This window comes from Thermus parvatiensis, from assembly GCF_001535545.1.
Lineage (GTDB): Bacteria > Deinococcota > Deinococci > Deinococcales > Thermaceae > Thermus > Thermus parvatiensis.
The window spans coordinates 327783-351689 of sequence record NZ_CP014141.1; the positions used below are offsets into that span (position 1 = coordinate 327783).

A 23907-nucleotide genomic window follows, 5' to 3' on the forward strand; every position below is an offset into this window, starting at 1 on the left:
ATGTTCCAAGACGTCCTGGTGATCACCGTCGCCGCCGGTAGGGGTGGCGACGGCGCCGTTTCCTTCCGCCGGGAGAAGTTTGTTCCCAAAGGGGGGCCCGACGGGGGGACGGGGGCCGGGGAGGGTCCGTCTACCTCCGGGCCCGGGGGAGCGTGGACTCCCTTTCCCGCCTCTCCAAACGCACCTACAAGGCGGAGGACGGGGAACACGGCCGGGGAAGCCAGCAGCACGGCCGCGGGGGGGAGGACCTTATCATTGAGGTCCCCCGGGGGACCCGGGTCTTTGACGCGGACACCGGGGAACTCCTCGCCGACCTCACCGAGGAAGGGCAGACGGTCCTGGTGGCCCGGGGCGGCGCGGGCGGCCGGGGCAACATGCACTTCGTCAGCCCTACCCGCCAGGCCCCCCGCTTCGCCGAGGCGGGGGAGGAGGGGGAGAAGCGCAGGCTCCGGCTGGAGCTCATGCTCATCGCCGACGTGGGCCTCGTGGGCTACCCCAATGCGGGGAAGTCCAGCCTCCTCGCCGCCATGACGCGGGCCCACCCGAAGATCGCCCCCTACCCGTTCACCACCTTGAGCCCCAACCTTGGGGTGGTGGAGGTTTCCGACGAGGAGCGCTTCACCCTGGCGGACATTCCCGGGATCATTGAGGGGGCAAGCGAAGGGAAGGGTTTGGGCCTCGAGTTCCTGCGCCACATTGCCCGCACCCGGGTCCTGCTCTACGTGCTGGACGCCGCAGACGAACCCCTCAAGACCCTAGAGACCCTCAGGAAGGAGGTTGGGGCCTACGACCCCGCCCTCCTGCGCCGGCCGAGCCTTGTGGCCCTCAACAAGGTGGACCTCCTCGAGGAGGGGGCGGTGAAGGCCCTGGCGGACGCCCTGGCCCGGGAGGGGCTCGCCGTGCTTCCCGTGAGCGCCCTCACGGGGGCGGGGCTTGCCGCCCTCAAGGAGGCGCTCCACGCCCTGGTCCGTTCCACGCCTCCGCCGGAGATGCCCAAGCCCGTGCCCCGGAAGGGGGTCCAGGCCGGGGTGGAGGTGGTGCCCGTGGCCGAGGGTGTCTACGAGGTCCGGGCCCCCGAGGTGGAACGGTACCTCGCCCGGATCAAGGGGGATTTGATGGAGGCGGCCGGGTACCTGCAGGAGGTCTTCCGGCGCCACGGGGTGGAGGCCGCCCTCCGGGCCAAGGGCGTGCGGGCGGGGGACCTGGTGCGCATCGGCGGGCTGGAGTTTGAGTACATCCCGGAGGTCTGAGTGCGGATCGGGCTTTTCGGGGGGAGTTTTGACCCCATTCACCTGGGCCACCTCCTGGCGGCGAGCCAGGCCCAGGAGGTTTTGGGCCTGGACCGGGTGCTCTTCGTGGTGGCGGCCCGCCCGCCCCACAAGGTCCCCGTGGCCCCCGCCGAGGCCCGCTACGAGATGACCCTCCTGGCCGTGGCGGAGGACCCGCGGTTTACGGTTTCCCGCCTGGAGCTGGACCGCCCGGGCCCGAGCTACACGGTGGACACCCTGCGCGAGGCGCGGCGCCTTTTCCCTGAGGACGAGCTTTTCTTCATCACCGGGGCCGACGCCTACCGGGACGTCCTTGCCTGGAAAGAAGGAGAGCGGCTTCCCGAGTACGCCACCCTGGTGGCCGTGGCCCGGCCCGGCTACCCTTTGAAGGAGGCGCCCCTCCCGGTGGTGCCCCTCTTCGTGCCCGAGGTGGGCATCTCCAGCACCGAGATCCGCCGCCGGCTGAAGGAGGGAAGGAGCGTGCGCTACTGGGTTCCGCGCGCGGTGGAGGTGTACATTGAAAAGCACGGTCTCTATCGCTGATCTGGAGGCCAAGGTCCAAAGCCTCGTCCGTCCCGAGCGCATGGAGCACATCCGCCGGGTGGCGGAGCTCGCCCGGGAGATTGCCCGCAACAACGGGCTGGACCCCGAACGGGCTTACCTGGCGGGCCTGCTCCACGACGCCGCCCGCGACCTCCCGGAGGAGGAGCTGAGGCGCCTCGCCCCCCCGGAGAACGAGGTGGAGGAGGCCCACCCCCTCGCCCTCCACGGGCGGGCGGCCCGGGTCTTGGCCGCCTCCTGGGGGGTGCGGGACGAGGAGGTCCTCGAGGCCATCGAGGGCCACGTCTACGGCGTGGACCCCGAAAACGGGATCGGCATGGCCCTCTACGTGGCGGACGTCTCCGAGCCCGGCCGGGGGGTGAACGAGGAGATCCGGGAGCTCGCCCTGGCGGGCCGGCTTAAGGAGGCGTACCGCCTGGCGGTGCGGAACAAGGTCCACTACCTCAAGGCCAAGAAGATCCCCATCCACCCCAGAACCCTGGAGGTCTACCACAGCCTCTGATGCGTCCCCGCCTCTCCTTCCTCCTCCTCGCCTTGGCCCTTTTCGCCCTTGGGGGGGTCCTCTCCTGGCCGAGGCCCGCCGCCCTTTCCACCTCCGCCTCCAAGCGGACGGGCCCGGTGCCGGAGATGGGGGTGGTGGTGGCCGCCCGGGACATTGACTACTGCGCCCCCCGCACCCCTTGCGGCCCGGGAAGCCGGACGGACACCATCTTCTACGTCCGCGTCCGCGGGGGGGAGGCCGTGGGCGTGGCCATCCCCCGGGACCTCTACAGCCCCCTTGTGGGCGGGAAGATCAACGCCGCCTACGGCCGGGGAGGCCCTGAGCTCTTGAAGCGGGCGGTGGAGGAGGCCACGGGCCTCGTGGCGGAGCGGCACCTCATCTTCACCCTGGAGGGGGTGGCCCGTGTGGTGGACGCCGTGGGGGGGTGGAGGTGTACCTGGACCGCCCCATGCGCTACGTGGACCGGGCGGCGAACCTCTACATTGACTTCCCCGCCGGCAGGCTCCACCTCTCCGGGGAGGAGGCGGTGAAGTACATGCGCTTCCGCCACGACGCCCTCGGGGACTACGCCCGCCTGGACCGGATCAAGGCCGTGGCCACCCAGGTGGCCCGAAAGGCCCAGGACCCCCGGGTCTGGCCCGCCCTGGCGGCCGCCCTGCGGGAGGTGTGGCGCGAGCTGGACACCGACCTCAGCCTGGAGGAGGTTCTGGACTACCTCCCCTACGCCCGGGATTTCCAGGTGGCCCTGGCCACCCTGCCCACGCGGGAGGGGGCGGGCACCTACCTCTACGTGGACGAGGCGCGCAGGGGGGAGCTTCTTGCCGCCCTTTTCGGGGGGCCGCCCCTCGCCCCGCCCCCCGGCCTCCCGGTGCGCCTGCGGGGGGACGCCGGGCTCATCGCCTGGGGCCGGGCCTTCCTGGAGCGGGAGGGGGTGGAGGTGCGGACGGAGGAGGCCGAGGTGGCCCGGAGCGCCGTTTACGCCAGCGACCCGGCGGTGGGCCGCTACTACGCGGGCCTGTTCCACCTTTCCGTCATCGCCCCCCACCGGCCCTTGGCCGAGGTGGTGGTGGAGCTCGGGCCGGACCTGCTACACTAAGGGCAGATGGTCAAGGCCAAGGAGGCGGTAGCGCTGATCGAGCGGATCAAGGAGCTCCTCGCGGAAAAGAAGGCGGAAAACGTGGTGGCCCTGGACCTGCGCCGGGTCTCGGAGACCCTGGACTACTTTGTGGTCGCCAGCGCCACCAGCACCCCCCACTTGCAGGCCCTGGAGCGGCACCTCCTGGAAAAGCTGGAGGAGGAGGACCTCCGCCCCCGGCCCACTGCGGGCCAGAGTCCCCGTTGGGTGGTTCTGGACTACGGGGAGGTGGTGGTCCACCTCATGACCCCCGAGGCCCGGGAGTACTACGACCTCGAGGGCTTCTGGGCCGACGCCGAGCGGCTTTAAGTACCCCAGCCCCCTGGGAACCGCCCCACGCGGGCGCAAGCCAGCGTGGGGGTAGGGTCAGACCTTGGGCGGGGCCAGGGGCCCCATGATGAACCGCTGGAAGACCAGGTAGAAGGCCAGGTAGACGGCGAACTGGAACCAGAAGTGGGCGGCCCAAGGGAGGCCCAGGGCCCCGAGGACCACGATCACCGTCACGGCCGCCGTCATGACCAGGGTGGTCCGGAGGAAGATCCCGGGAAGGTAGGGGAGGAACTGCCGGAAGGTCTTGGGCCTGCGGGCCTCCCACTCCTTCAGGGCCTTCTTCTTTAGCTTCTCCTGCCGCTTCTTCTTGCCCACGGGGAAAGTATACTGGGGACCGTGAGAACCGTGAGCACCGTGGCCGAGCTGCGGGCGGCCCTGCCCCGGGAGGGCGTGGGCTTCGTCCCCACCATGGGCTACCTCCACCGGGGGCACCTCGCCCTGGTGGAACGGGCCCGGCGGGAGAACCCCTTCGTGGTGGTCTCTATCTTTGTCAACCCCCTCCAGTTCGGCCCCGGGGAGGACTACCACCGCTACCCCCGGGACCTGGAGCGGGACCGGGCCCTTTTGCAGGAGGCGGGGGTGGACCTCCTCTTCGCCCCCGGCGTGGAGGAGATGTACCCCGAGGGCTTCGCCACCCGGGTCCAGGTGGAGGGTCCCCTCACCGCCCTTTGGGAGGGGGCGGTGCGCCCCGGCCACTTCCAGGGGGTGGCCACGGTGGTGGCGCGGCTTTTCCTTTTGGTCCAGCCCCAGAGGGCCTACTTCGGGGAGAAGGACTACCAGCAGCTCCTCGTGGTGCGGCGGATGGTCCGGGACCTGGGCTTCCCCGTGGAGGTGGTGGGGGTGCCCACGGTGCGGGAGGAGGACGGCCTCGCCCTTTCCAGCCGCAACGTCTACCTTTCCCCCGAGACCCGCAAGAAGGCCTCCGTGCTCTACCGGGCCCTTTCCGCCATGCGGGAGGTGGCACTAAAGGGGGGAAGCGTGGCCGAGGCCTTGCGGGCGGGCGAGGGGGTTTTGGCAGAGGTGCCCGAGTTCCGCAAGGACTACCTTGCCATCGTCCACCCCGAGACCCTCCTGCCCCTCTCCGACTGGGTCGCGGGGGCCAGGGGGATCGTGGCCGGGAGGTTCCCCGAGGCGCGGCTTATAGACAACCTGGAGGTCTACCCATGAGCGAGGCCCAAGGCCAGGGCAAGCAGAGCCTCGTGGAGATGCTAAAGGCCATGGTCCAGGCCCGGGCCTCGGACATCCACCTGCAGGCCGGGGCCCCGCCCACCGTCCGGATAGACGGCAGGCTCCGCCCCTTCGGCAACCGCCCCTTGACCCCCAAGGAGGTGGAGGCCATCGCCCGGGCCCTCCTCACCCCGGAACAGCTGGAGGAGCTGGAGTACCGCAAGGAGATGGACTTCGCCTACACCATCCCCGGGGTGGCCCGCTTCCGCTGCAACCTCCTGAGGCAACGGGGGAGCTTGGGCCTGGTGATGCGGGTGGTCTCCGAGGTGATCCCGAGCTTTGAGGCCCTGGGCCTCCCCCGGGAGGTGATGGAAAGCCTCGCCGCCAAGGAGCGGGGCCTCATCCTGGTCACGGGGCCCACGGGGAGCGGCAAGAGCACCACCCTGGCGGCCCTCATTGACCACATCAACCTCCACTACGCCAAGAACATCATCACCATTGAGGACCCCATTGAGTTCCTGCACAAGCACAAGAAGAGCCTCGTGGTCCAGCGGGAGGTGGGGCTGGACACGGACAGCTTCTACACCGGCCTCAAGTACGCCCTCCGCCAGGACCCCGACGTGATCATGGTGGGGGAGATACGGGACCGGGAGACGGTGGAGGCCGCCCTCATGGCGGCGCAGACGGGCCACCTGGTCCTCTCCACCCTCCACACCCTGGACGCCTGGCGCACCATCAACCGGATCATCGACTTCTTCCCCCTGCACGAGCACCGCCAGGTGCGGATTCTCCTCGCCGAGTCCCTCCTCGGCATCCTCTCCCAGCGCCTCCTCCCCAAGGCCGACGGCCAGGGCCGGGTCCTCGCCTTGGAGATCCTCATCGCCACGCCCTACGTGCGGGAGCTTCTCAAGGACGAGGAGAAGACGCCCCAGATCAAGGAGGCCATGATGGAGGGGGCCCTCTACGGGATGCGCACCTTTGACCAGCACCTGGTGGAGCTCTACACCGAGGGGCTCATCTCCCTGGAGGACGCCCTCTCCGCCGCCACCAGCCCCCACGAGTTCCGGCTCCTCCTCACCAAGGCCACGGGGCAGACCTACTGACGCCCTTTCCCTTGCCCGCCTGGCCCCGAAGAAGCCCCCTGGGAACCCTTTTCCGGGCCCCCAGGGGGTGGGGCCGTTCCACGCTTCCAGAGGGGGTATAATCGGGCGGGAGGCGTTTATGCTGGTAACGGGTCTAGAGATCTTGCGCAAGGCGCGGGCGGAAGGCTACGGGGTCGGGGCCTTCAACACCAACAACATGGAGTTCACCCAGGCCATCCTCGAGGCCGCCGAGGAAATAAAAAGCCCCGTGATCCTCGCCCTCTCCGAGGGGGCGATGAAGTACGGGGGCCGGGCCCTCACCCGCATGGTGGTGGCCCTGGCCCAGGAGGCCCGGGTGCCCGTGGCCGTGCACCTGGACCACGGCTCCAGCTACGAGAGCGTCCTCAAGGCCCTCAGGGAGGGCTTCACCAGCGTCATGATCGACAAGTCCCACGAGGACTTTGAGACGAATGTCCGGGAGACGAAGCGGGTGGTGGAGGCGGCCCACGCCGTGGGGGTCACGGTGGAGGCGGAGCTCGGGCGGCTTGCGGGGATTGAGGAGCACGTGGCCGTGGACGAGAAGGACGCCCTCCTCACCAACCCCGAGGAGGCCCGGATCTTCATGGAGCGCACGGGGGCCGACTACCTGGCGGTGGCCATCGGCACGAGCCACGGAGCCTACAAGGGGAAGGGGAGGCCCTTCATTGACCACCCCCGGCTCGCCCGCATCGCCGAGCTCGTCCCTGCTCCCCTCGTCCTCCACGGGGCAAGCGCCGTGCCCCAAGAGCTCGTGGAGCGCTTCCGGGCCGCAGGGGGCGAGATCGGGGAGGCCTCGGGCATCCACCCCGAGGACATCAAGAAGGCCATCTCCTTGGGCATCGCCAAGATCAACACCGACACCGACCTGCGCCTCGCCTTCACCGCTCTTGTCCGGGAGACCCTGGGGAAAAACCCCAAGGAGTTTGACCCCAGGAAGTACCTGGGCCCCGCCCGGGAGGCGGTGAAGGAGGTGGTGAAAAGCCGCATGGAGCTTTTCGGCTCCGTGGGGCGGGCTTAAGCACCCCGAAAGGGGCCTTAGGGCATCCCCTGTTGCGAAACCCGCGTGCAGCCGCTTAGCTCCAGGGGATCCGCACCCCGGGAAAGGCCAAAGGCTCCGCCTCCTCCCCGGGGAGGAGAATGCGGTGCTCCGTGTAGACCCCGGCCTTGGGGGTGCGGTAGACGTGGAGGCGGTTTTCCTTGAGGTCCAGGACCCACACCTCGGGGATGCCCGCCTGGGCGTAGAGGGAAAGCTTAAGACCCTGGTCGTGCTCCAGGCTCGTTTCGGCCACCTCCACCAGGAGGAGCACGTCCTCGGGGGTGGGAAGCCCCTCCCCATAGCTTTTGGGCCGGAGGAGGGCCAGGTCGGGCTGGGGTTCGGAGTGGGGGGGGATGCGGATGGGGTTTTGCGGCCAGACCACGGCCCGATCCCCCAGGGCCTCCGTGAAAAGCCGGGTTAGCCGGGCCACGCTCCAGGCGTGCTTGGGACCGATGGGGCGCATCCGGTAGACCTCCCCTGCCAAAAGCTCCACGTCCCGTACCCCCCGGAAGAGCCTTTCGTACTCCTCCAGGCCGAACCGGTACCGGGTGGCCATGGTCTTAGCGTAGCATGGGCCCATGAACCCCGTGGCCTTCATCCGGGAAAAGCGGGAAGGGAAAAAGCACCGCCGGGAGGACCTAAAGGCCTTCCTCCTCGGCTACCTGCGGGACGAGGTGCCGGACTACCAGGTTTCCGCCTGGCTCATGGCGGCCTTTCTGCGGGGGCTGGACCCCGAGGAGACCCTCTGGCTCACCGAGACCATGGCCCGCTCGGGGAAGGTCCTGGACCTCTCCGGCCTTCCCCACCCCGTGGACAAGCACTCCTCGGGGGGCGTTGGGGACAAGGTGAGCCTGGTGGTGGGGCCGATCCTCGCCTCAAGCGGGTGCACCTTCGCCAAGATGTCGGGCCGGGGCCTGGCCCACACCGGGGGAACCATAGACAAGCTGGAGTCGGTGCCGGGCTGGCGAGGGGAGATGACGGAGGCGGAGTTTTTGGAGAGGGCGCGGAGGGTGGGCCTCGTCATCGCCGCCCAAAGCCCGGACCTCGCCCCCCTGGATGGGAAGCTTTACGCCCTCCGCGACGTGACCGCCACGGTGGAGAGCGTGCCCTTGATCGCGAGCTCCATCATGAGCAAGAAGCTCGCCGCCGGGGCGCGGAGCATCGTCTTGGACGTGAAGGTGGGCCGGGGGGCCTTCATGAAGACCCTGGAGGAGGCCCGGCTTTTGGCCAAGACCATGGTGGCCATCGGCCAGGGGGCGGGCAGGCGGGTGAGGGCCCTCCTCACCTCCATGGAGGCCCCCCTGGGGCGGGCGGTGGGCAACGCCCTAGAGGTGCGGGAGGCGATAGGGGCCCTCAAGGGGGAGGGCCCCGGGGACCTTCTGGAGGTGGCCCTGGCCCTGGCGGAGGAGGCCTTAAAGCTTGAGGGGCTGGACCCCGCCCTCGCCCGGAAGGCCCTGGAGAGCGGGGCGGCCTTGGAGAAGTTCCGGGCCTTCCTCGAGGCCCAGGGGGGGGACCCCCGGGCGGTGGAGGACTTCTCCCTTTTGCCCCTCGCCGAGGAGCACCCCCTCCTTGCCGAGCGGGAGGGCGTGGTGCGGGAGGTGGACGCCTACAAGGTGGGCCTCGCCGTCCTCGCCCTGGGCGGGGGGCGGAAGCGGAAGGGGGAGCCCATTGACCACGGGGTGGGGGTCTACCTGCTCCAGAAGCCCGGGGACCGGGTGGAGCGGGGGGAGGCCTTGGCCCTGGTCTACCACCGGAGGCGGGGCCTGGAGGAGGCCCTTGGGTACCTGCGCGAGGCCTACGCCCTAGGGGAGGAAGCGCACCCCGCCCCCTTGGTCTTGGAGGCCATCTAGGTACCCCACCCGGTTGCGCAACCGAGGGGTAAAATGCCCACCTCGGGCCAAAACCGGGGCCACCCCTCGCCGATCCCAGGCGCAGGCGCCTGGGCCTTGGGGGTGGTATACTTCCGGGGATGAAAAGGCGGCCTGTCCGGTACACCCTCCTCCTCGCCCGAAGCGGCGGGGGGAGCCGGGCCCTCACCTTTCCCGGCTGGGCCGTGGGCCTCTTCCTGGTCTTCCTCGCCCTCTGGACGGGGGTGAACCTCTACCTCTGGCACCGGGCCCGGGAGGTGCGGGCCCTCGAGGCCAGGCTCCACGCCCTCTCCCAGGAGGCGAGGCGGCTTTCCCTGGCCCTGGAAGCGGAGAAGGCCAAAAACGGGGCCCTCTCCCAGGAGGCGGAGCGCACCAAGAAGGAGCTTGAGGCCCTCAAGGAGGCCATCAACGCGCTTCGCCGCCGCGCCGGGCTTTCCCCCGTGAACGCCCTTCCCGTCCGCTACCAGGAGGGCGGGCAAGGGGGCGGGGCCATGGAGGGGTGGAGGGCGGTGCGGGTGGAGGTTTTGGACCTGAAGAACCAGCTCGCCGAGCTCACCCCCGCCCTGGAGCGGACCCTGGAGGTGGAGCAAAGCCTCCCCGCCGGCCTTCCCCTCCGGGGGCACGGGGGGGTCACCTCCTACTTCGGCCGCCGCAAAAACCCCTTCGGCCCCGGCGTGGAGTTCCACGACGGCCTGGACTTTTCCGCCCCCTACGGGGCCCCCATCTACGCCACGGGGAGCGGGGTGGTGGTCCAGGCGGGGTGGATGGGGGTCTACGGCCTCGCCGTGGTGGTGGACCACGCCCGGGGCTACCGGACCCTCTACGGCCACCTCTCCCGCCTGGCCGTCCGCCCGGGCCAGCGGGTGGAACGGGGCGAGCTATTGGGCTTTGTGGGCTCCACGGGCCGGTCCACGGGGCCCCACCTCCACTACGGCGTCTACCGCTACGGGACGCCGGTGGACCCCAGGGCCTACCTGGACCCCACCTGGTACACCCGATAGAATGGGGCGGATGCTGGGAAGAAAGGAGCGCACCCTCACCTACCTCGGCCCCGACACCGAGGTCCTGGGCGACATGAGGGCCAAGGGCCAGGTGCGCGTTGACGGCCTGGTGCGGGGCTCCGTCCTGGTGGAGGGGGAGCTGGAGGTCGGCCCCACGGGCCGGGTGGAAGGGGAGAGGGTGGAGGCCAGGTCCGTGCTCATCCACGGCGAGGTCAAGGCGGAGCTCACCGCCGAGAAGGTGGTCCTCTCCAAGACGGCCCGCTTCACCGGCCAGCTCAAGGCCCAGGCCCTCGAGGTGGAGGCGGGGGCGGTCTTCGTGGGCCAGAGCGTGGCCGGGGAGCACAAGGCCCTCGAGGCCCCCAAGGAGGCCTGATGGCCCTGGAAAGGCTCTTCCGCAGAAAGCGCCCGAGCGGGGGCAACCGGGACGTCCCCGAGCTTTGGACCAAGTGCGAGGCCTGCGGGGCCCAGATTTACAAGAAGGAGTTCCAGGAAAACCTCCACGTCTGCCCTAAGTGCGGCCACCACCACCGCCTCCCCGCCCAGGAGCGGGTGGCCATGCTGGCCGACCCGGGAACCTTCCAGGAGACCACGAGGCTTCGGCCCTTGGACCCCTTGGGCTTCGTGGACACCAAGCCCTACGTGGAGCGCCTCAAGGCCTACCAGGCGGAGACGGGTAGGCCCGACGCCATCCTGGGGGGTACCTGCCAGATCGGGGGGGTGCCCGCGGTCCTCCTCGTCATGGACTACGCCTTCGCCGGGGGCTCCATGGGGAGCGTGGTGGGGGAGGAGATCGCCCGCGGGGCGGAGAGGGCGGCGGAGGAGGGGAGGGCCCTCGTCATCGTGGCCGCCTCAGGGGGGGCGAGGATGCAGGAGGCCGCCCTCTCCCTGATGCAGATGGCCAAGACGGTGATGACCCTGGACCGGGTCTGGGCCCGGCGCCTGCCCTACGTCTCCGTCCTCACCGACCCCACCACGGGAGGGGTGACGGCGAGCTTCGCCGCCCTGGCCGACGTGATCCTCGCCGAGCCCGGGGCCCTGATCGGCTTCGCCGGGCCCCGGGTCATCCGCCAGACCATCCGCCAGGAGCTTCCCGAGGGCTTCCAGCGCTCCGAGTTCCTCCTGAAGCACGGCATGGTGGACCGGGTCACGGACCGGCGCCGCCTGAAGGAGGAGCTCGTGCGGGTCCTCCGCCACCTGCACCCGGGAGTAGCCTATGCCCCTGGAGTTTGAAAAGCCCATTCTGGAGCTGGAACGGCGCATCGCCGAGCTCAAGGAGACGGCCAAGGCCACGGGGGTGGACCTGGAGGCCGAGATCCGCCTCCTGGAGGAGCGCCTGGCCCGGCTCAGGAAGGAGACCTACGAGAACCTCACCCCCTGGCAGCGGGTCCAGCTGGCCCGGGCCCCCGGGAGGCCCACCACCCTGGACGTCCTGGAGAAGGCCTTCCAGGACTTCATAGAGCTCCACGGGGACCGGGCCTTCGCCGACGACCCCGCCATCGTGGGGGGGCTCGCCTACCTGGAGGGGGAGAAGGTGGTGGTGGTGGGGCACCAGAAGGGCCGGGACACCAAAGAGAACCTCCAGCGCAACTTCGGCATGCCCCACCCCGAGGGGTACCGCAAGGCCATGCGCCTCATGGACCTGGCGGACCGCTTCGGCTACCCTTTCCTCACCTTCGTGGACACCCCCGGGGCCTACCCCGGGGTCTCCGCCGAAGAGCGGGGCCAGGCCTGGGTCATCGCCCAGAGCATTCAGCGGATGAGCCGCCTCCGGGTCCCCGCCGTGACGGTGATCCTGGGGGAGGGGGGAAGCGGGGGGGCCTTGGCCATCGCCGTGGCCAACCGGGTCCTCATCCTGGAGAACGCCTGGTATTCCGTGATCAGCCCGGAGTCCTGCGCCGCCATCCTCTGGCGGGACGCCAAGGAGGCCCCCAAGGCCGCCGAGGCCTTGAAGCTCACGGCGAAGGACCTCCTCCAGCTCAAGGTGGTGGACGCCATCGTTCCCGAACCCGAGGGCGGGGCCCATAAGGACCCCGACCGGGCCATCCGGAACATCAAGGAGGCCCTCCTAAAGGCCCTGGAGGAGCTCAAGGGCCTCTCCCCGGAGGCCCTCTACGAGGACCGCTACCGGCGCTTCCGCTCCCTGGGCGCCTTCGCCGAGCCTTAAGGGACGTTGGGCCAGGTCCCTCAGGGTTTTCACACGGATGGCGTACCCTGGGGGTGGAGGTGAGGCCTATGCGGAAGCTGTTGCTGGCGGTCTTGGGGCTTGGGGCCGCGTTGGCCCAGGAGATCAACCCCCAGGGGATCATCGTCAACCCGGTGCCCACGGACCTCGAGGTCCAGGTCTGGGTGGACAAGGATCCGGCCAAGCGGGGGAACGCCGTCTACCGGATTGGCGAGTCCATTTACATCTACGTGCGCGTCAACCAGGACGCCTACGTCTACCTCTTCAACATCAACGCCGACGGCCGCATTGACCCCATCCTGCCCAACCCCTACGAGAGGGACAACTTCCTCCGGGCGGGGGAGACCCGGCGTTTTCCCCCGGAGGGGGCCCGCTACCGCTACACCATCACTGGCCCCGAGGGGGAGGACAGGATCCTGGCGGTGGCGAGCCGCCGCCCCCTCTCCGTGGCGGAGATCCTGGACGTGGAGCGGGGCGAGGTGCGGGTCCAGGGCTGGGAGGGCTTGGCCCGCGCCCTCTCCATCGTCATCAAGCCGGTTCCCGCCAGGGACTGGGTGACGGACGTGGCCCGCTACTACGTGGGGCGGGGGGAGGCCCCGCCGCCCGCGGAGGCCACCCTCGAGGTGGACTCCAGCCCCCGGGGGCCGAGGTCTACGTGGACGGCAGGCGGGAGGGCAAGACTCCCTTGAGCCTCGCCGTGCGCCCCGGGCGGCACGAGGTGGAGCTTAGGCTTCCCGGGTACGCGCCCTACCGGGCCGCGGTGAACGCCCGTCCCGGGGAGCGGGTCCGGGTCTTCGCCCGCCTTGTCCCCGAGCCCAAGAAGGAGGGGGTCTTGTCCGTCTCCTCCAGCCCTCAGGGCGCGGAGGTCTACGTGGACGGGGCGCTCCGGGGGAGGACCCCCCTCGCCCTGCGCCTCCCCGAGGGACGGTACCAGGTGGAGCTTAGGCTTCCCGGGTACGCCCCCTACCGGGTGGAGGTCCGGGTCCGGGAAGGGGAGCGCGCCCAGGTCTTCGCCCGCCTCGTCCCCCTGCCCCGGGAGGGGACCCTGGTCCTCGAGGCCCGGCCCGAGGGGGCGGAGGTCTACGTGGACGGCCGCCTGGTGGGGCGGGCGCCCTTGAGCCTCTCTTTGGAGGCGGGCCTCCACGAGGTGCGGCTCCTGGCCCCGGGGTACGCGGAGTACCGCGCCCGGGTGGAGGTCCGCCCCGAGGAGACCCTGCGGCTTTCCGTGGAGCTCGTCCCCCTTAGGGCCACCCTCGAGGTCTACGTCAACGTGGAAGCCCGGGTCTTCCTGGACGGGGAGGAGGTGGGCCGCACCCGGGGGGGCTACCTCCGCCTCGAGGTCCCCTTCGGCGAGCACGAGCTCACCCTGGTGGCCCCGGGCTACCGCACCCTGGTCCAGACGCTCCAGGTGAGCGGGGACCGGGTCCTCCGCTTCCAGATGGTGCCCCTGGGGCGCTGAGGCGTTCCTCAGAAAGCGAAGGCGAAGAGGCCGCTTTCGGGTCTTCCCGGGCGGCCTTTTCGTATAGGGACAAATGTCCCGAGGCCCCTGGTGTAGTGTACCCCTGAACAAGCCCTAGGAGCGGGTATCTGGTGGACCTCTTTGCCGGGGTGGCCTATGAGACGGAGAAACCGTTGGCTCAAGACCCTCTTCTGGGGGTCGGTGTTGGGGGTCTTCCTCGCCTTGGTCCTGGTCTTCTCCGGGGTGGCGGTGGGGGCCTTGGAGCAGCGGGAAGGGCGGCCCGTGCCCCAGCCCGTCCCCTTCAGCCACGCCTTCCACGCCGGGGGGCTCGGCCTTTCCTGCCGCTACTGCCATTCCGCCGTGGAGTACGCCCCCTACGCCGGGCTTCCCCCCACGGAGACCTGCATGACCTGCCACCTCTACGTGAAGCCGGATAGCCCCAACCTGGCCCTCGTGCGGGAGAGCTGGGAGAAAGGGGAGCTCCTCCGCTGGAACCGGGTGGTCAACCTCCCCGACTTCGTCTACTTCCACCACGCCCCTCACGTGGCCAAGGGGGTGGGGTGCGCCGAGTGCCACGGCCGGGTGGACCAGATGCCCGTGGTCTACCAGCCCAAGGCCTTCACCATGAAGTTCTGCCTGGACTGCCACCGGAACCCCGCACCGCGCCTGAGGCCCCGGGAGCAGGTCTTCAACATGGCCTACGTTCCGGACCCCGAGTTGGGACGGGAGCTCCTCCAGCTCTACCACGTCCGGCCCCCCGAGGAGCTCACGAGCTGCAACACCTGCCACCGCTAGGGAGGAGGTATGCGCAGAGGACCCCAGGAGGCGTTGGAGCGAGCGCTTTTCCGGGAGGAGTTTCCCTTCGGTCCCGTGACCCGGAGGGGGTTTTTGGCCCTGGGCCTTGTCTCCTTGGCGGCCTGCACCCCGGTGGTGCGGCGCAAGGGGGTGCCCTACGTGCGCCAGCCCGAGGGGGTGGTGGAGGGCGGGCGGAGGGAGTTCTTCACCGCCCTGCCCCACGCGGGCTTCGCCGAGCCCGTGCGGGTGCGCACCTACCAGGGAAGGCCCCTCTTCCTCGTCCCTCAGGGGGAGGCCATGGGGCCCTACCCCCTTGCGGGGCTTTACAGCCTCTACGACCCGGCCCGCAAGGGCAAAGCCCCGGACTGGGAGGGGTTTTACGCCGCCTGGCGGAGGGCTTTGGCCCAAGGCGAAACCCTTTTCGTCCTCCCCCGCACCACCTCGCCTAGGCTCGAGGCCCTCCTCCAGAGGGCCCAGGCCCGCTACCCCAACCTCCGGGTGGCCCGGTTTGAGGCCTGGAGCCTGGAGAACGTCTACCGGGGGGCGGAACTCGCCTTCGGGCAGAGGGCCTGGCCCGTCTACAGCCCTGAGAAGGCCGAGACCGTGCTCCTCCTGGACGTGGACCTCCACGAGCACCCGGCGGGCTACGGCTGGTGGGCCGCCCTAAGCCAGAGGCGCCTTCCCCCCATGAACCGCATCTACGCCGTGGAGAGCGGGGCGGGGCTCCTTGGCGCCATGGCCGACCACCGCCTGGCCCTGAAGCCCAGCGCCCTCGAGACCTTCCTCCTGGACCTGGCGAAGGCCCTCGGGGTCCTCCCGGGAAGCCCCGCCTCGGACTACGGGGGCTTCCTCCCCGCCCTGGTGGAGGACCTTGAGCGGGGAGGGCTCCTCCTCCCCGGGGTCCACCTCACCCCCGCCGCCCAGGCCCTGGCCATGGCGGTGAACGCGAGGCTTAGGGCCCCCGTGGCCTACGTGCCGCCGCCGGAGGCCGAGCCCGCCACCCCCCGGGCCTTCCTCGAGGCGGAAGCGGCTTCCCGCCTCGTCTGGGCGGCGGAAGGCCCCCTGCCGGGCCTAGAGGGCAAGGCCTTCGCCGCGGTCCTCTCCCTCTACCCGAAGGCGGCGCCCTACAGCCTCCCCTTGGCCCACCCCCTGGAGGCGGCAAGCCCCGCCCGGGACGCCTGGGGCCGCCTCTGGCCCGCCCAAGCCCTCCTCAAGCCCCTCTACAGCGGGAAAAGCCTGGAGGAGGTGCTGGCGGGGCTTTTGGGGGAGGGGCTTCCCGGCCTCACCGCCGAGGAGAGGCGGGCCCTGGCCGAGGGCCGGCCCCTGGAGGAGGCAAAGCCCTTGGCCCTGGAGCCCCTCCCCGGCCTGGAGGGCCGCCTTTCCCCCTTGCGGCGGGAGGCCTCCCTGGAGCTCACCCTCCGCCCGGACGCGCGCCTTTTTGACGGCCGCTACCGGGAAAACCCCTACCTCCAAGAGCTTCCCCGGCCCCTCTCCCTCTTGGTCTGGGACGGGGCCCTCCTCGCCGGGGAGAGGGAGGCGGAGGCCTGGGGGCTTCTTGAGGGGATCCGCGCCCGGGAGCGGCGCGCCGACCCCAGAAGGCCCCTCCTTCGGGTGCGGGCTTCCGGAAGGGAGGCCCTCCTCCCCCTCTGGCCCCTCCCCCTCCTTCCCGAGGGAAGCCTTGTAGCCCCCTCTCCCACTTCTTCCACCCCGAAGGGACGGTCTTCCCCGCGGAGGTCCTGCCCACGGGCCGCGACTACCCTCTCGTCTCCACCCAGTACCACGGTTACTTGGGCGAGGTGGAGGCGGTGAAGGTCCTCACCGAGGAGGAGGCGCGCAAAGCCCAGCCCAAGGAGGAGAAGCGCGTCTCCTTCTACCCCCCCTGGCCCCAGGGGGAGCACGCCTGGGCCATGACCGTGGACCTCGCCCGTTGCGTGGGGTGCGGGCTTTGCGTCCTCGCCTGCCAGGTGGAGAACAACATCCCCGTGGTGGGGAAGGAGGAGGTAGGGAAGGGCCGGGAGATGCACTGGATCCGCCTGGACCGCTACTTCGCCGAGGAGGGCGTCTTCCACCAGCCCGTGATGTGCCAGCACTGCGAGAAGGCCCCCTGCGAGGCGGTCTGCCCCGTGGCCGCCACGGAGCACTCCCCCGAGGGGCTCAACCTCATGGTCTACAACCGCTGCGTGGGCACGAAGTACTGCTCCGCCAACTGCCCCTACAAGGCCCGGCGCTTCAACTTCTTCCCCTACGCCGAGGCCTTCATCGGCCAAGGGGACCCGAGGCGGGCCAAGGAAAGCCCCCTCGCCCTCCTCATGAACCCCGAGGTGACGGTGAGAAGCCGGGGCGTCATGGAGAAGTGCACCTACTGCGTCCAGCGCATAGAGCTCGCCCGGGCCGAGGCCGCGAGGGAGGGGCGGAGGATCCGCACCGGGGAGGTGGTGACCGCCTGCCAGGAGGTCTGCCCCGGGCAGGCCATCCACTTCGGGGACCTCCTGGACCCTGAGGACCCCATCCACGCCCACCGGGAGGAGGGCCGCCACTACGTTCTCTTGGAGGAGGTGAACACCTGGCCCCGGACCACCTACCTCGCCCACCTGAAGAACCCCAACCCCAGGCTTAGGAAGGAGGGAGGCCATGCCTGAACGGCACCCGGACCACGACCTCATCCAGGGGGAGTGGACGGAAAGGTCCCTGGTGGAGAAGCTCTTGGAGCCCGTGGAGAAGCCCCCGCCCAGGCCCTGGAAGGTGGTGGCGGCGGTGGGTTTCGTCCTGACCCTGGCCTGGCTCTACGCCATCTTCGTCACCTTCACCAAGGGCCTCGGCACCTGGGGGATCAACCAGCCCGTCCTCTGGGGGTTTGACATCGTCCACTTCGTCTGGTGGATCGGCATCGGCCACGCCGGGACCCTGATCAGCGCCATCCTCGTCCTCATGCGCCAGAACTGGCGGGACTCCTTAAACCGGATCACCGAGGCCATGACCCTCTTCGCCGTCCTCTGCGCCGCCACCTACCCCTTGATCCACATGGGCCGGGCCCAGCACTTCTACTGGATCCTGCCCTACCCCACCCACATGGCCCTCTGGCCCCAGTACAAAAGCCCCCTCTCCTGGGACGTCCTGGCCATCTTCACCTACCTCACCATCTCCACCCTCTTCCTCTACCTGGGCCTCATCCCCGACCTCGCCCTCCTCAGGGAGAGGAGCCAGGGCTGGCGGAAGAAGCTTTACGGTTGGCTTTCCTTAGGCTGGACGGGGAGCGCCCTCCACTGGCGGCGCTACCGGGCGGCCTACGTCCTCTTGGCGGGCCTCGCCACCCCCGTGGTCATCTCCGTGCACTCCGTGGTGAGCATGGACTTCGCCTACGGGGTGGTGCCGGGCTGGCACCTCACCCTCTTCCCGCCCTTCTTCGCCGCCGGGGCCATCTACTCGGGCTTCGCCATGGCCCTCACCCTCCTCATCCCCTTGAGGAAGTGGTACCGCCTCGAGGGGGTCATCACCGAGCGCCACCTGGACTGGATGGGCAAGGTGACCCTGGCCAGCGGCCTCGGGGTGGCCTACACCTACCTCCTGGAGATCTTCATCGCCTGGTACTCGGCGGAACCCGCCGAGTGGGCCCAGCAGCTTTGGCGCATGACCGGGCCCTACGCCCCCTACTACTGGGCCATGATGCTCATCAACGTGGTCCTCCTCCAGACCCTCTGGTTCCCCAGGTTCCGCAGGAACGTGGCCTGGCTTTTCGTCTTCTCCATTTTGGCCAACGTGGGCATGTGGCTGGAGCGCTTCGTCATCGTGGTCATCAGCCTCTCCCACGACTTCCTCCCCGGAAACTTCCACCTCTACTCCCCCACCTGGGTGGACTGGACCCTCTTCCTGGGCACCCTGGGCTTCTTCCTCTTCGGCCTTGCGGTCCTCATCCGCCTCTTCCCCCCATCGCCGTGGCGGAGATGCTGCACCTCTACCACAAGCTTAGGAAGCACTAGGGAGGCGCCATGCTGTACGGGTACATGGCCTACTTTGACGCGCAGGAGAAGCTTCTAGAGGGCCTGAAGGTCCTCAAGAAGGCGGGGTACCGCCACCTGGAGGCCATCACCCCGACCCCGTTGGAGGGCCTCGAGGCGGTGTACGGCCACGACGAGCGCATCCCCTGGATGGCCTTCTTCCTGGGGGTCTTGGGGGCGGGCCTCGGCCTCTTCCTCCAGGTCTACACCACCCTGGACTACCCCCACAACGCCGGGGGAAGCCCCTTTTGGGCTGGCCCGCCTTCATCCCCGTCACCTTTGAGATCACCATCCTCACCATCACCGTGGGGATCTTCCTCTACCTCCTCTACCTGAACGGCCTCCCCCTGGCCGCCCACCCCGCCGTCCTCGCCCCCCGCTACCGGGAGGCCCTCGTGGACCGGCCCGCCCTCTTCGTCTACGCCACCGATCCCCGGTTTGACCCGGAGGCCACCCGGGACCTCCTCCGGGCCTTAGGGGCGGAGGTGGAGGAGGTGCGGCGTGCGTAGCCTTCTCTTGCTCGCCCTTCTCCTTTCCGGGTGCGGCTGGATGTGGGACCAGCCCAAGGTCAAGGCCTTCCGGGAAAGCCCCCTCCCCCTCGCCTTCCCCGAGGACCGGGTCGCCCTGGGGGAGAACCTGGACCAGGCGGTGCGGCTTGGGCTCAAGCCCGAGGGGGGCTTTGCGGAAAACCCCTACGCCTTCACCGAGGCGGACCTCCTCCGGGGAAAGGCGCTCTACCAGAGCTTCTGCGCCATCTGCCACGGGGTGAGGGGGGAAGGGGACGGGCGGGCCATCCCCTTGGGGGTGCCCAAGCCCCGCTCCTACCACGACCCCGCCGTGCGGGACCAGCCCGAGGGCTACTTCTACTTCGCCGCCACCAACGGCTTTGGCCGCATGCTTCCTTATAAGAGCCGGATCCCCGAGCGGGAGCGCTGGCTCATCGCCCACTACATCAAGCGGTGCCTCCTCTTGGAGGCCTGCCCCGAGGAGGTGGTGGATGCAGAGGTCCATTGAGGCAAGCCGCCTGGCCCCGGGGGTGCTGGGGCTTTTGCTCTACGCCTCGGCCTTCCTCTTCGGCGCGCCCGCCGCCTACTTCCCCTTCGCCTTCTTCCTCCTCCTCTCCTTGGGGGCCCTCCTCGTCCTCCTCCTGCACAACGCCTTGAGGAGCCACTGGGGTCTGCCTTTGGAGCCCTACCTCTATCCCCTGGCCCGCCTCCTTCCCCTGATGGGGCTTCTGGGCCTCCCCTTCTTCCTCTTCCTCCCGGAGCTTTTCCCCTGGGCGAGGCCCGAGGCCAGCCTGGACCCCATCTTGCTCCACCGGGCCCCCTACCTGAACGCGCCTTTCATGTTCCTCCGCTACGCCCTCTCTTTCGCCCTCTTCGCCTTCGTCCTCTCCCGGCTCCGCCCCGGGGAGTACCGGGCGGAGGTGGGGGCCTGGGGGCTGCCCTTGGTCTTCGTGGCGGGCACCTTCCTCTCCTTTGACCTTTTCAAGAGCCTCGAGGCCCACTTCTACTCCGCCTCCTACGGGGGCATCGTCCTCCTCTCCGCCGCCATCCTGGCCCTCGCCGTGGCCGTGGCCCTCGCGGCGAGGCAGGGCACGGCCGCCCTCCGCGGCCAGGCCCAGAACCACACCAACCTCCTCCTCGCCCTCTCCATCGTCTGGATCTACCTGGAGGCCACCACCCTCATCATCGTCTGGGGGGCGGACTTTCCCCACGAGGTGGAGTTCTACCTGAAACGCTTGCAAGGTTATTGGGACGAGGTAGCCGCCTTCTGGGTGGTGGGGGGCTTCTTCCTTCCCTTCCTCTACCTCCTCACCAACCTGCCCAAGCGGGAGGCCCGCTACCTCCTCCCCGCCGCCCTTTGGGTGGCCTTCTTCCGCCTGGTGCACCTCGCCTGGTACCTCCTCCCCGCCCTGGGGCGGGGGTTTGGGGTGGGGGAGGCCTTGGGGCTTTTGGGCTTAGGCCTCCTCTTCGCCGCCCGCCTGCGGGGGTAGGGGCATTTGCACCTACCCTCACAAGCCTCCCGGGTTCACCCTGGAGGTAGGGGTACGCGGTACGCGTATCCGGGAGGTGAAGGATGACGAGGGTTCTGGTTTTGGGCGGTGGCTCCGGCGGCCTGGTGGCGGCCAACAAGGTGAAGCGGCTTCTGGGGAAGGAGGTGGAGGTCACCCTGGTGGACCGGAACACCCACCACGAGTTCATGCCCGCCTACCCCTGGGTGGCCTTCGGCATGCGGGAGCCCGAGGCCATCCGGCGCCCCCTCGCCAACCTGGAGAAGCGGGGCATCCGGTATCTCCAGGCCACGGTGGAGGCCCTGGACCCAGAGAGGAACCGGGTGAAAACCACGGCCGGGGAGCTTTCCTACGACTACCTCATCGTCTCCTTGGGGGCCGAGGCCCTGCCCTCCCCGGCCCAAGACGGCCATGCTCCCTGGAGCCTGGAGGGGGCCTTGAAACTCCGGGAGGCCTTGCGGACCTTCAAGGGCGGGAAGGTGGTGGTGGGGGTCTCCTCCCCCTACTACCCCTGCCCCCCTGCGCCCTACGAGGTGGCGGGGCAGGTGGAGTTCGCCCTCAAGGTCAAGGGGGTGCGGGACAAGAGCACGGTGGAGGTCTTCCACCTAAACCCCGCGCCCCTTGCGGGCATGGGGCCGGTGATCTCGGGAAAGGTCTTGGAGATCCTGAAGTCCAAGGGCATCGCCTTCCACGGGGGATTTGAGCCGGTGGAGTTCGCGGGGGGAAAGGTCAAGGCCAAGGACGGCCGGGAGCTTTCCTACGACCTCCTCATCCTCACTCCCCCTTCGCCCCCAACCGGGTGGTGCGGGAAAGCCCCCTCGCGGGGCCCCAGGGCTTCCCCGAGGTGGACCGGGTAACCTTCCGCTCCCCCAGGTTCCCCAACGTCTTCGTCATCGGGGACACGGTGAACCCCGCCCTCATGCTTCCCCCTGCCGGGGTGGTGGCCCACTTCCAGGGGGAGTACGTGGCTGGGGTGATCGCCTCCGACCTCAAGGGGGCCTACATCGGCGAGCCCTTCAGCCCCGTGGCCATGTGCATCATGGACTTCGGGGACAACGCCCTCCTGCCCCAGTGCTCCTTTGAAAGGGTGCTTTCGGGCACGGGCATGCCCTCCTGCGGGGTGATGGCCGTGGGCAAGTGGGTGCGGGTGACCAAGATGCTCTTTGAAGGCTTCTGGTTCGCCACGCTGATTGAGTAGGAGGCGGCCATGGAGAAGACCTTGACGGTGGAAGAACGCCTAGGCCGCATTGAGGAGGTCCTGGAAAAAAGCGGCCTCGCCCTCCTCGCCCGGATGGAGGTGGGGGAGACCCTCGCCGAGAACCTGGGCCTCCTCATGGACCCCAAGAACCTGCAGCTCGTCTCCCTCCTGGCCCGCTTTCTGGACCAGGCGGAGGCCCTGGAGAAGCTGGCGGAGACCCTGGAGAGGCTGGACAAGTCCGGGGCCCTCGCCTTCCTCGGGCACCTCTCGGAGAACTTCGGGGAGGGCTTGGGGATGCTCATGGAGCCCCAGCTTCTCCGCCTCGTCTCCCACGGGGCGAACGTTTTGGACCTCCTCTCCCGCATTGAGCCCGCCGCGGTGGGCATGATGGCGGGGGCCCTACAAAAGGGCCTCGCGGAGACCTTCACCCCGGAGGCGATGCAGGATCCGCCCCGGGTGGGCCTCGCCGGGCTCTTCAAGCAGCTTTCCGACCCCGAGGTCCAGAAGGCCCTGGGGGTGCTCTTCCTTCTCCTGAAGGCCTTGGGCAAGGCCTTCGGCCACATGAACGAGGAGCGGAAGGCCCTCGAGGCCATGATGGCCAAGATGATGCCCAAGAAGTAGCCCTTCCTCGGGGCCCCCGCTCTGGCGAAAGCCAGAGCGGGGTACTCAGGCCAGGGTCACCCGGTCCCGCCCCGTCTCCTTGGCCCGGAGGAGGGCGTAGTCGGCCTTGAGGATCCACTCTTCTAGGGTCTCTCTCCCCTCCGGCACCTCCCCCCCGGCGATCCCGGCGGAGAGGGTGAGGGGGTAGGGGATGGGGGCCACCCGTTCGTTCCGGAAGCGTTCGCGGATCCGCTCCACCACCTCCTTGGCCGCCTCCCTCTCGGCGCCGAAGAGCACCAGGAGGAACTCCTCGCCTCCGTAGCGCACCGCCAGGTCCTCCTTGCGGACGCTTTCCTTGAGGATCCGCCCCAGGCGCCTGAGCACCTCGTCCCCCACGGGGTGGCCGTAGGTGTCGTTCACCGCTTTGAAGCGGTCAATGTCCAGCATGACCACGCTCACCGGGGCCCGGTAGCGTCGGGAGAGGGCGAGGAGCTTGGGGAGCTCCACCTCGAGGCCCCGGCGGTTGAAAAGCCCCGTGAGGGGGTCGGTGTAGGCTAGGGCGCCCCACTCCGCCTGCCTCAGGACCTGACGCAGGCGTTCCCCCAGGAGGGCGAGAAACCCCGGCGGAACGGGTTCCTCCGGCGGGGTCCTTAGGTGGAGGTAGGCGGCGTCCCCGTTCAGGGGGACGGGAAGGATGTGGGGGGCGCGCTCCCCCACCAGGCTCCCCCGGGCCCTGAGCTCCAGGCCCACCGCCTGGGGGAGGAGCTCCTGGGCGGCCTCGAGGACCCCGAGGAGAACCCCCTCGGGGCTTAGGGTCTGGGTCACCCGGGGGGAAAGCCGGGCCAGGGCCTCCAGGAACCGGGTCCAGCGGCGGCCCCGTTCCTCGGTGCGGCGCCACTCCAGGTGGAGGGCGTAGAGGAGGCCCAAGGCCCCCGCAAGCCCCCCGTAGAGGGCGAGGAGGCGCAGGGCAAAGGGCACCGGGTCCTTGGCCACCACCGCGGGCAGGAGGAAAAGCCCCCGAGGGCCAGGGCGGGAAAGGTGGGGACGTTCCGGCCCTCCACCCCCAAGGCGAGGAGGAGGTAGCCCAGGGGGTAGAGAAGGTGGAGGGGGTGGCCCGCGGGGTAGCCCCCCATCGCCTCCAGGTAGCCGTAGGCCAGGTCCGCCACCAGCACGAGGAGAACCCCCACCCCGAGGAGGGCCCGGCCCGGCTGGAAGCGCTCCTGGAAAAGCCCCTCAAGCCTGGGGAGGAGGAGAAGGAGGAGGAGGGCGTCCCAAGCCACGTAGAGCCGGTCTATCCCCAGCTCGGGGTGGAGGAGGGCCAAAAGCCCCAAAAGCCCCAGGGGGAGGAGGCCCAGGGTGAGCCTTGGGGGTCTAGGGGGCAGGCGCCACAGGCCGTAGGTCAGGGCCAGGTAGCCCGCGAGGTAGGGGGACTCCCAGAGGAGGCTCCGGGGGGAGGCGGCCAGGTCCTCGAGGGCCCACACCAGGTCCCCTACCCCCCAGAGGAGAAGCCCCAGGCCCCAGGGGAGGTTCTCCCGCCGCCTCAGGAGGTAGAGGCCGCTTCCCGCCGCCACCAGGGGGGTGAGGAAGCGCTCGCTCCAAGGGGCGGTGGGGGGGTAGAGGGCGAGGAGGACCAGGAGGGGAAGGGCCAGCCAGGGGAGGACCACGCGTTTAGCTT

19 protein-coding genes and 7 pseudogenes are annotated in these 23907 nt (G+C 69.6%); 23 read left to right on the forward strand and 3 right to left on the reverse strand.

Annotation, left to right across the window (positions count from 1 at the left end):
* The 5 genes and pseudogenes from obgE (at position 1) to rsfS (ending at position 3775) form a co-directional block, all read left to right on the forward strand.
* A pseudogene (gene obgE, locus AV541_RS01840) lies at positions 1–1250 on the forward strand (GTPase ObgE).
* The gene (nadD, locus tag AV541_RS01845; RefSeq protein ID WP_008633577.1) at positions 1251–1811 is read left to right on the forward strand and encodes a nicotinate-nucleotide adenylyltransferase; all 561 of its coding nucleotides are present in this window, start codon (positions 1251–1253) and stop codon (positions 1809–1811) included.
* Positions 1786–2331: a bis(5'-nucleosyl)-tetraphosphatase (symmetrical) YqeK gene (yqeK, locus tag AV541_RS01850; RefSeq protein ID WP_060384109.1), complete on the forward strand. Its 546-nt coding sequence runs from the start codon at positions 1786–1788 to the stop codon at positions 2329–2331. The genes nadD and yqeK overlap by 26 nt, the downstream gene beginning before the upstream one ends.
* Positions 2331–3427, forward strand: a pseudogene (locus AV541_RS12985) (LCP family protein). The gene yqeK and the pseudogene AV541_RS12985 overlap by 1 nt, the downstream one beginning before the upstream one ends.
* A 6-nt stretch (positions 3428–3433) precedes the next feature.
* Positions 3434–3775: a ribosome silencing factor gene (gene rsfS / locus AV541_RS01860; protein ID WP_008633572.1), complete on the forward strand. Its 342-nt coding sequence runs from the start codon at positions 3434–3436 to the stop codon at positions 3773–3775.
* 57 nt (positions 3776–3832) lie between these two features.
* Here the strand turns inward: rsfS and AV541_RS01865 are convergent, their stop codons facing one another.
* The gene (locus AV541_RS01865) at positions 3833–4111 is read right to left on the reverse strand and encodes a hypothetical protein (protein ID WP_008633571.1); all 279 of its coding nucleotides are present in this window, start codon (positions 4109–4111) and stop codon (positions 3833–3835) included.
* 21 nt (positions 4112–4132) lie between these two features.
* Here AV541_RS01865 and panC point away from each other — a divergent pair, with 21 nt between their 5' ends.
* The 3 genes from panC to fba all read left to right on the forward strand — a co-directional run bounded on the left by panC (position 4133) and on the right by fba (position 7102).
* The gene (gene panC, locus AV541_RS01870) at positions 4133–4963 is read left to right on the forward strand and encodes a pantoate--beta-alanine ligase (protein WP_060384110.1); all 831 of its coding nucleotides are present in this window, start codon (positions 4133–4135) and stop codon (positions 4961–4963) included.
* Positions 4960–6066: a type IV pilus twitching motility protein PilT gene (locus AV541_RS01875; RefSeq protein ID WP_060384111.1), complete on the forward strand. Its 1107-nt coding sequence runs from the start codon at positions 4960–4962 to the stop codon at positions 6064–6066. The genes panC and AV541_RS01875 overlap by 4 nt, the downstream gene beginning before the upstream one ends.
* Before the next feature lie 118 nt (positions 6067–6184).
* Positions 6185–7102 (forward strand): class II fructose-1,6-bisphosphate aldolase, encoded by a 918-nt coding sequence (fba, locus tag AV541_RS01880; protein ID WP_060384112.1) that lies wholly within the window; start codon positions 6185–6187, stop codon positions 7100–7102.
* A gap of 55 nt (positions 7103–7157) precedes the next feature.
* Here fba and AV541_RS01885 read toward each other — a convergent pair whose 3' ends face one another.
* Positions 7158–7676, reverse strand: coding sequence for a Uma2 family endonuclease (locus AV541_RS01885; RefSeq protein ID WP_060384816.1), 519 nt, complete (start codon positions 7674–7676; stop codon positions 7158–7160).
* A gap of 22 nt (positions 7677–7698) precedes the next feature.
* Here AV541_RS01885 and AV541_RS01890 point away from each other — a divergent pair, with 22 nt between their 5' ends.
* From AV541_RS01890 to AV541_RS11560, 15 genes and pseudogenes are all read left to right on the forward strand, one after another.
* Positions 7699–8970: a thymidine phosphorylase gene (locus tag AV541_RS01890; RefSeq protein WP_060384113.1), complete on the forward strand. Its 1272-nt coding sequence runs from the start codon at positions 7699–7701 to the stop codon at positions 8968–8970.
* A gap of 119 nt (positions 8971–9089) precedes the next feature.
* Complete coding sequence (locus tag AV541_RS01895) at positions 9090–9989, forward strand: M23 family metallopeptidase (RefSeq protein WP_060384114.1); 900 nt, start codon at positions 9090–9092, stop codon at positions 9987–9989.
* Between the two features lies 1 nt (position 9990).
* Entirely contained in the window at positions 9991–10362 is a 372-nt protein-coding gene (locus AV541_RS01900) for a bactofilin family protein (RefSeq protein WP_014510848.1), read from the forward strand.
* A complete protein-coding gene (gene accD, locus AV541_RS01905) occupies positions 10362–11219 on the forward strand; it encodes an acetyl-CoA carboxylase, carboxyltransferase subunit beta (protein ID WP_060384115.1) in 858 nt (285 codons plus the stop codon). Before AV541_RS01900 ends, accD begins: the two co-directional genes overlap by 1 nt.
* On the forward strand, positions 11203–12153 hold the full coding sequence (locus tag AV541_RS01910; RefSeq protein WP_008633551.1) for an acetyl-CoA carboxylase carboxyltransferase subunit alpha: 951 nt from the start codon (positions 11203–11205) through the stop codon (positions 12151–12153). Before accD ends, AV541_RS01910 begins: the two co-directional genes overlap by 17 nt.
* A gap of 68 nt (positions 12154–12221) precedes the next feature.
* A pseudogene (locus tag AV541_RS01915) lies at positions 12222–13630 on the forward strand (PEGA domain-containing protein).
* A 156-nt stretch (positions 13631–13786) separates the two neighbouring features.
* Positions 13787–14425 (forward strand): cytochrome c3 family protein, encoded by a 639-nt coding sequence (locus AV541_RS01920; RefSeq protein ID WP_060384116.1) that lies wholly within the window; start codon positions 13787–13789, stop codon positions 14423–14425.
* Positions 14426–14434: 9 nt separating this feature from the next.
* A pseudogene (locus AV541_RS01925) lies at positions 14435–17064 on the forward strand (4Fe-4S dicluster domain-containing protein).
* Positions 17057–18402 (forward strand): annotated as a pseudogene (gene nrfD, locus AV541_RS01930) (NrfD/PsrC family molybdoenzyme membrane anchor subunit). Before AV541_RS01925 ends, nrfD begins: the two co-directional pseudogenes overlap by 8 nt.
* A 9-nt stretch (positions 18403–18411) precedes the next feature.
* Positions 18412–18929 (forward strand): annotated as a pseudogene (locus AV541_RS01935) (DUF3341 domain-containing protein).
* Positions 18922–19434 carry a c-type cytochrome gene (locus tag AV541_RS01940; RefSeq protein WP_060384117.1) on the forward strand — a complete coding sequence of 171 codons (513 nt, stop codon included), beginning with the start codon at positions 18922–18924 and terminating at the stop codon, positions 19432–19434. Before AV541_RS01935 ends, AV541_RS01940 begins: the two are co-directional and overlap by 8 nt.
* Positions 19418–20416 carry a hypothetical protein gene (locus tag AV541_RS01945; protein ID WP_060384118.1) on the forward strand — a complete coding sequence of 333 codons (999 nt, stop codon included), beginning with the start codon at positions 19418–19420 and terminating at the stop codon, positions 20414–20416. Before AV541_RS01940 ends, AV541_RS01945 begins: the two co-directional genes overlap by 17 nt.
* A gap of 83 nt (positions 20417–20499) precedes the next feature.
* Positions 20500–21291 carry an NAD(P)/FAD-dependent oxidoreductase gene (locus AV541_RS01950; protein WP_244880566.1) on the forward strand — a complete coding sequence of 264 codons (792 nt, stop codon included), beginning with the start codon at positions 20500–20502 and terminating at the stop codon, positions 21289–21291.
* Entirely contained in the window at positions 21237–21632 is a 396-nt protein-coding gene (locus AV541_RS11975) for an NAD(P)/FAD-dependent oxidoreductase (protein ID WP_244880567.1), read from the forward strand. Before AV541_RS01950 ends, AV541_RS11975 begins: the two co-directional genes overlap by 55 nt.
* Positions 21633–21641: 9 nt before the next feature.
* A complete protein-coding gene (locus AV541_RS11560) occupies positions 21642–22253 on the forward strand; it encodes a helical membrane plugin domain-containing protein (RefSeq protein WP_172619212.1) in 612 nt (203 codons plus the stop codon).
* Between the two features lie 45 nt (positions 22254–22298).
* Here the strand turns inward: AV541_RS11560 and AV541_RS01960 are convergent.
* Positions 22299–23896, reverse strand: a pseudogene (locus tag AV541_RS01960) (GGDEF domain-containing protein).
* Positions 23897–23907 lie beyond the last annotated feature (11 nt).

What these genes read in the sequence shown, in the direction of transcription:
- rsfS (WP_008633572.1), top strand. Translation starts at nt 3,434, where the DNA reads ATGGTCAAGGCCAAGGAGGCGGTAGCGCTGATCGAGCGGATCAAGGAG.
- AV541_RS01875 (WP_060384111.1), top strand. Translation starts at nt 4,960, where the DNA reads ATGAGCGAGGCCCAAGGCCAGGGCAAGCAGAGCCTCGTGGAGATGCTA.
- fba (WP_060384112.1), top strand. Translation starts at nt 6,185, where the DNA reads ATGCTGGTAACGGGTCTAGAGATCTTGCGCAAGGCGCGGGCGGAAGGC.
- AV541_RS01885 (WP_060384816.1), bottom strand. Translation starts at nt 7,676, where the DNA reads ATGGCCACCCGGTACCGGTTCGGCCTGGAGGAGTACGAAAGGCTCTTC.
- AV541_RS01890 (WP_060384113.1), top strand. Translation starts at nt 7,699, where the DNA reads ATGAACCCCGTGGCCTTCATCCGGGAAAAGCGGGAAGGGAAAAAGCAC.
- AV541_RS01895 (WP_060384114.1), top strand. Translation starts at nt 9,090, where the DNA reads ATGAAAAGGCGGCCTGTCCGGTACACCCTCCTCCTCGCCCGAAGCGGC.
- AV541_RS01900 (WP_014510848.1), top strand. Translation starts at nt 9,991, where the DNA reads ATGGGGCGGATGCTGGGAAGAAAGGAGCGCACCCTCACCTACCTCGGC.
- accD (WP_060384115.1), top strand. Translation starts at nt 10,362, where the DNA reads ATGGCCCTGGAAAGGCTCTTCCGCAGAAAGCGCCCGAGCGGGGGCAAC.
- AV541_RS01910 (WP_008633551.1), top strand. Translation starts at nt 11,203, where the DNA reads ATGCCCCTGGAGTTTGAAAAGCCCATTCTGGAGCTGGAACGGCGCATC.
- AV541_RS01920 (WP_060384116.1), top strand. Translation starts at nt 13,787, where the DNA reads ATGAGACGGAGAAACCGTTGGCTCAAGACCCTCTTCTGGGGGTCGGTG.
- AV541_RS01945 (WP_060384118.1), top strand. Translation starts at nt 19,418, where the DNA reads ATGCAGAGGTCCATTGAGGCAAGCCGCCTGGCCCCGGGGGTGCTGGGG.
- AV541_RS01950 (WP_244880566.1), top strand. Translation starts at nt 20,500, where the DNA reads ATGACGAGGGTTCTGGTTTTGGGCGGTGGCTCCGGCGGCCTGGTGGCG.
- AV541_RS11560 (WP_172619212.1), top strand. Translation starts at nt 21,642, where the DNA reads ATGGAGAAGACCTTGACGGTGGAAGAACGCCTAGGCCGCATTGAGGAG.